Origin of the sequence: Cohnella laeviribosi DSM 21336, assembly GCF_000378425.1 — a bacterium.
Taxonomy (GTDB): domain Bacteria; phylum Bacillota; class Bacilli; order Paenibacillales; family Paenibacillaceae; genus Cohnella; species Cohnella laeviribosi.
The window spans coordinates 1-6,605 of record NZ_KB899876.1; the positions used below are offsets into that span (position 1 = coordinate 1).

The following is a 6,605-nucleotide window of genomic DNA, read 5'->3' on the forward strand; positions in this document are numbered from 1 at the left end:
GGCGGAGATGTTTCGCAAGGCGGGCATCGCCCTGACGCCATCGGAACTGGAAAAGGTGGAGGTCGCGGATTTCGGATTGGGGAACTTGGCCGTGCAGGGTCTGCAGCTTGTCACTTACATCAACACCGACCGGTATTGCGCGAAGGAGCTGGCGCTCTTTCCGCATCAGACGTGTCCGGAGCATCTGCACCCTCCGGTAGGCGGCGATCCGGGCAAGATGGAAACGTTCCGCTGCCGCTGGGGCAAAGTGTTTTTGTACGTCGAGGGAGAACCGGCGGCGTCCGTTCAAGCGGCGGTGCCTCCCGGCAGCGAGGCCTACTATACCGTGTTTCACGAGATCGTGCTGACGCCCGGCGAGCAGTACACGATTCCGCCCGGTACGAAGCATTGGTTTCAGGGAGGGCCGGAGGGAGCGATCGTATCCGAGTTTTCCAGCACGAGCCGGGACGAATTCGATATCTTTACCGACCCGAAGGTCGAGAGAATGCCGGTCATCGAGTTTGACGATTGAGCGCGGCCGCTGCGGCAAAGTCCGGCGGACGGCGCGCAAATAAAGCGCCCAAGCGAGACGCTCCATTCCTCACGGGATGGGGCGCTTTTGCGTTGCCGGCGAAATGGGGGGAGAAGGATGCCTTTTTTTCGCAAACGATTGTGGAACTGGAAAAACATGACCTTTTACAAAAAGCTGCTGATTCTGTACTGCCTGCTCGTGACGTTTTTGGTCGGGTGTTTTTATACGGCTTCCTACTTGACGTCGCGCGAGACGCTGGACATGAAGACCGAGGACTACCTGAACCACATCGGCGATTTGATCAGCCTGAAAATCTGGCGGAGCATCGACGAGCTCGACACGACGATCCAGAGCGCGATGTTCGACGCCTATTTGACCGAGCTGCTGGACAATTACAACGAAAGCCGGGCCGAGGACCGGCAAACCGCCCTGAACTATATCGCCGACAAGGAGCACCAGCTCGTCTCTTTGAATCCGTACGTCGAATCGGTCGACTTTTATTTTTACAACGGAGACGTATGGATCAGTCCGCATTCGCGGGCGATCGACGATGTGTTCAAATCCCCCTACTTCTACATCAACAACCTGAATCAGAAGCTGGAATGGGTGGAATTCGACAAAGCCAACAACACGATCAACGGGTCGAAAATCTGGATGGATTCCAAGCGCAGGGCGACGGCGCTGATCGTGGTCAAAATCAACCGCAAATTTCTGACGGACGTGCTGAGCGAGGATAATTTGACGCAGTCGATCCACTATGAGTTGACGAATCAGAAGGGCGTGATTCTGTCGTCCTCCAACCCGGAGGCGCTCGGTTCCCTGCGCGGGAAATCGGACGGCCGCGGATATATCGAGGTGGAACGGCAGGTCACCGTACTGCACTGGAACCTGTTTTTGCAATCGCCGAAGGTGACGTTCTCCGCTTATGTGCTCGATTACGGCAAAAATCAAATTTTGCTGACGCTCCTGATTCTCGCGCTCGGATTCCTCACTTCGCTGGCCATGGCCATGTCCATTTCCAAACCGATTCACCGTCTGGCGCGGCGGATGCGCAGCGTGGCGGCGGCCGATCTGGCCATGTCGAAGGTGCCGATGATGCAAAATGAAATCGCGTTCTTGGAAACGTCATACAACCACATGGTCAAGCGGATCGACGAGCTGATCAAAAACGTGTACATGGAAACGATCTATCGCCGCGAAGCCGAGTTGAAAGCGCTTCAAGCGCAGATTCATCCCCATTTTCTGTTCAACGCGCTCGACCTGGTCAACTGGAAGGCGCTGATGGCGGGCCAGAGCGAAATCAGCGAGCTGGTTCAAAGTCTGTCAAGGCTGATGGAAGCGAACATGCGGATCGACGAGAAAACGGTCTCGATCGCAGAGGAGGTCGCGTACATTCGGGATTATTTCAATATTATGAGCAGCAAGTTCGGCAACCGCATCACGCTGCGCGAATCGCTGGACGAGCGGGCCGCCGGCTGCCGGATTCCGAAGCTGCTGCTGCAGCCTCTGGTCGAGAACGCGATCAAGCACGGCTTTAAATATATCGAGCGCGGCGAAATCTCGATCCGGACGGTCGTGTCCGGCGAGCGGCTGCTCATCCGGATCGAGGATAACGGATCGGGTATGACGGAGGAGCGGCTTGAGGAAATCCGGCGCAGCATCGCCGAGCGGATGAAGCGGCCGTATCTGGAATCCGCGGGGACGCAGGCGGCCCCGTCAAGCGACGGCGTCGGTCTGGTCAACATCGCGCACCGGCTGCGCGTTCTGTACGGAGACGCCGGCTCGATGCTTCTCAAGAGCGCCCAAGGCAAAGGGACAAGCATTACGATCCATCTTCCGTTTGAGGGACAGGAGGCGAACGTGCATGTATAAAGTGGGCATTCTGGACGATCAACCGTTCGTAAGGGAAGGGCTGAGGGCCATTATCGACTGGCAAAGCCTCGATTGCGAGCTGGCCGGGGAGTGGGAGACGGCCGTTGCGGCCGTTCGGGAAATGGAGCGAATACGCCCCGACATTCTCATCTCGGATATCGTCATGCCCGGCATGGACGGGCTGGCGCTGATGGATATGCTGAACCGGATGGGCATCCGGTCCAAGGTGATTTTCCTGTCCGCCCACCGCAATTTCGAATACGCCCAGCGGGCGATCGAACTCGGCGCGGTCGAGTATTTGGTGAAGCCCACCGATCCGAACGCGGTGGTGCGGGCGGTGCTCAAGTGCATTCAGCGCATCGAGGCGGAGCGCAGAGAGCCGAAGCCGGCTCCGAGGGCGCCGGAGCAGGAAGCCGAGCTGGAGATGCTGTCCCTGCTCTTGCACAAGAACGCCCCGGGATCGTCCCGCTTCGATCCCCGGCTGCATTATGCGGTGATGGCGCTGAAGCTGGAACGGACCCCGCAGGATGCGGGCGCGCTGGAGCAGAGCGTCGAGCTGCTGCGAAGGAAGCTGAAGCTGGAGATCGCGCCGGTCTGCCTGTCCATCATGGACAAAGTGATCGCCGTCGTGGCGCTTGCGGACGAAGAAGCGCTCCGCAGGCAGGCGATCGAATGGGCGGAGGAAATGCAGTTTTGGCACCGCCAGCTGTTGGACATGTCCGTTTCCGTGGCGGTCAGTACGGTCTGCCGCGGTACGGAGCGGCTTCATCGGCAGTATGCGGAGACGCTTCAGCTGCTGGAGAAGACGTTCTACTACGGCAACGAGTCGATCCTGACGGCCGGGGAATACGAACCGTTGCGGGAGGAAGCGGACGGCGGCGGGGACAAGGCGCAAAGCAGGCCGGAAGGCGACCGGGCCGAGCGGCTGCTCGCGGCCATTCGGCAGGCGGAGGAGGAGAAAGCGGCACTGATGCTGGACGAATGGTTCGAGCAATTCGTCAGGGACCGGATCGGGCCGTATGAGATCAAGTTCGAGGTGTGCAAATGGATTCTCCACGCCGCCGCGTTTTTGCCTCCGGAATCGGACCGCGAGGCGTGGGACAAGCACGCCCAATCCGTCCTGGCCATGGACTCGCTGGCGGAGATCAAAGAGCGGGTCCGCCAAATCGCGATGCTGATGATGGAGCCTTTCCGGAAAGGGCTGACGAGCCATCACCGCCAGATCATCCACCAGGCGGAGCAGTTCGTCCAGCGGAATTTCCGCAATCCGGACACCTCCTTGATGGCGCTTGCCGAGCATGTCCATCTTTCGGCGAACTACGTCAGCCGGCTCATCAAGCGCAACGTCGGCAAGACGTTTACGGAATGGCTGAACGAATACCGCATGGAGGAGGCCAAGAAGCTGCTCCGCATTCCGCATTGCAAGAGCTATCGGGTGGCCGAGCAGGTCGGCATTCCCGATGCCCGGTATTTCAGCCAGTTGTTCCGCAAGTATACGGGGATGACGCCGACCGAGTACAAAAATCAGTTTCGCAAGGTGTAGCCGGATGAACGGTTTGAAAATTGTGCGCGCCAGTGTTTAAAATTCCGCTTTTTCCGCTTGAAGCCGGCACGCAATTTCAAAGATAAGCGCTTTCATTCTGTATTCGTTTCCCTGGCGAACCGCTTTAGAATGAAACGGGAAACCGCTTTCGGGGCGGCGGGGAATCCAACAGGCGAAAAGCGCGCGGCCAGCCGGCCACAAGGACGAAAGCGATAACGGGGGGAAGGGAAACATGTTCACGTCCAGACGTCCGCGCTCGCAAGCCGCGATGCTGATTGCGCTGACGGCGCTTCTGCTTGCGGCCTGCGCGGCCCAGCGCCATCCGCTCTCCAAAGACGCGGAGGCAAGGGAAACGGCGGAGGAGCCGAAAAAGACGATCGCCTACCTGCCGTCCGGGATGACCAGCCCGTTCTATTCCCAGGCGGCGCAAAGCGCGTCGCAGGCCGGGGAAAAGTACGGCTGGAGTCTGGAAGCGCAAGCTCCGCCCGCGGAAACGGACTTCAACGGCCAAGTGGCCATCTTCGAGAATTTCATCTCCAAGAAAGTGGACGGCATTCTCTTTGCGGCGATCGACGACAAGGTGCTCGGGCCGTCCATCCTGAAGGCGAACAAAGCCGGCATTCCGATGGTGGTGTTCAACAGTCTGACGCCCCAGCAAAGCGGCGAAATCGCGGGATACGTCGGCTACAACCAGTACAAGGCCGGCTACGCGGTCGGAGAGTACGCCGGAAGGCTGCTGAACGGATCGGGGGAAGTGCTCGTCATCCGCGGGGTGCCCGGATACCATGACGCGCTGCGGAGTAAAGGATTTTACGACGCGCTGAAGCGGTTCCCGGAAATCCGGGTGGTCGACGAGCAGACGGGAGACTGGGTTCGGGACCGGAGCATCGCGATCGCCGCGGAGGCGCTGCGGGCTCATCCCGATATCGATCTCATCTTCGGCGTGAACGACGAGATGGCGATCGGGGCGTCGATTGCGGCGCGAAACGCCGGCAAGGAAGTGTTCACGATCGGCATCGACGGCAATCCGAACACGATGGATGAGATCGAGAAAGGGAACTTGACCGCGACGCTGGCGGCTTTTCCGGACAAGATCGGGGAAACGGCGATGGAGCAGATGCACCGGCTGCTGTCCGGAGAAGCCATCGAGCCCTATTTGGAAACCCCGTCGGTCATCGTCGACCGGAGCAATCTGGAAGCGTACAGGACGGGCGCCTTGTGGACGAAACCGGTCGCGTCCGCTCCGGAGCTGTGGAAATCGGACTAAACAGGGGAGGCGTTTGGATTGAAAAAGATGAAAGGGTTTGCAGGGTTTTTGGCCGTTGCGATGATGGCGCTCGTATTTTCGGCTTGCTCCGGAGGAAACGAGCCGAAGCCGGAAGCGTCCGGCTCCTCCGGCGGAGGAGACAGCGGCGGCAAACAGCTCAAGAAGGTGGCCTTGACGGTCATGACGCTGGACAATCCCTATTTTGTCGCCTATAAGGAATCGCTCGAGGAAGTGGCCAAGGCCGAAGGCTTCGAAGCGATCGTCGAAGGCGCGGACTTCGACCTGGCGAAGCAGCAAGCGCAAATCGAAGCGTTCATTCAGAAAAAAGTCGATTTGATTCTCGTCAACGCGGTCGATTCCAAAGGCATCGCGGGCGGCGTGCAGCAGGCGGTCGAAGCGGGCATCCCGATCATCGCGGTGGACGTGGATGCGGACGGGGGCGTGAACGCCACCGTCATGTCGGACAACTTCCAGGCCGGCAAGCTCGCGGGCGAATACCTGGTCAAGCGCCTGAACGGCAAAGGCAACGTCGTTCTCCTTAACGGCAACCCGATTACGTCCATTTTCGACCGGGTAGCCGGGTTCAAAGAGGCGATCAAGGATTACCCCGACATCAAGATCATCGAAGACCAAAACGGCAAGCAAAACCGCGACGACGCCAACAAAGTGTTCGAGAATATCCTCGCTTCCCACAAGGAAGGCACGATCGATGCGGTGTTCGGCGTCAACGATCCGACGTCGATCGGGGCGTACTTGGCGGCCAAGGCGGCCAACCGCCATGAATTTTTCTTCGTGTCGGTCGACGGGTCCAAGGACGCGGTCGAGCTGATCAAGACCGACGACATGTTCGCCCAGACGTCCGCGCAGCATCCGAAGGCGCAGGTGGTCAAAGCCATCGAGCTCGCCAAGGACCTGCTGGCCGGCAAAAAAGTGGAGCGCACCGTCCTGATTCCGGTCGATTCCGTCTCCAAGGAGACGCTCGATTCCTTCACGCCGGAGTTCTAAGCGGGCGGAACGAATGAGGGCGGCCCGGCGCCGCCCTTGCGCTTGACGATTCGGTAAGGAGCGAAGGGAGAGAGAGCATGGAGAGTGCGCCGGTTCTTCAATTGAATGGGATCACCAAGTCTTTTCCGGGCGTCAAATCGCTCGACAACGTTCATTTCGAGCTGCGGAAAGGCGAAGTTCATGCGCTTGTCGGCGAGAACGGCGCGGGCAAATCCACGCTGATGAAGATTATCGGAGGGGTCTACAAGCCGGATGAAGGCGAGATCGTATACCGGGGCCAAATCGTCCAGTGGCAAAGTCCCCAGCAGGCGAGAAACAGCGGAATCAGCGTCATCCACCAGGAATTGAAGCTGGCCGCCAATCTGTCGGTCGCCGAGAACGTGCTGATGGGCACCGACCTGCCGCGC

General features: G+C 59.3%; 6 protein-coding genes. All 6 read left to right on the plus strand.

Annotated features, from left to right (window positions below; genetic code table 11):
- The first annotated feature begins 7 nt into the window (after positions 1–7).
- Positions 8–511 (plus strand): D-lyxose/D-mannose family sugar isomerase, encoded by a 504-nt coding sequence (locus F560_RS0121545; protein WP_051088375.1) that lies wholly within the window; start codon positions 8–10, stop codon positions 509–511.
- A gap of 117 nt (positions 512–628) precedes the next feature.
- Positions 629–2,383 (plus strand): sensor histidine kinase, encoded by a 1,755-nt coding sequence (locus tag F560_RS0121550; RefSeq protein WP_019007789.1) that lies wholly within the window; start codon positions 629–631, stop codon positions 2,381–2,383.
- Positions 2,376–3,926 (plus strand): response regulator, encoded by a 1,551-nt coding sequence (locus tag F560_RS0121555; protein WP_019007790.1) that lies wholly within the window; start codon positions 2,376–2,378, stop codon positions 3,924–3,926. Before F560_RS0121550 ends, F560_RS0121555 begins: the two co-directional genes overlap by 8 nt.
- A 232-nt stretch (positions 3,927–4,158) precedes the next feature.
- Positions 4,159–5,193, plus strand: a complete 1,035-nt coding sequence (locus F560_RS0121565) for a sugar ABC transporter substrate-binding protein (protein ID WP_019007792.1) — start codon at positions 4,159–4,161, stop codon at positions 5,191–5,193.
- 27 nt (positions 5,194–5,220) lie between these two features.
- Positions 5,221–6,198 carry a substrate-binding domain-containing protein gene (locus F560_RS0121570; protein WP_026298462.1) on the plus strand — a complete coding sequence of 326 codons (978 nt, stop codon included), beginning with the start codon at positions 5,221–5,223 and terminating at the stop codon, positions 6,196–6,198.
- A gap of 77 nt (positions 6,199–6,275) precedes the next feature.
- The coding region (locus tag F560_RS0121575; RefSeq protein ID WP_026298463.1) for an ATP-binding cassette domain-containing protein at positions 6,276–6,605 on the plus strand (330 nt) is incomplete at its 3' end.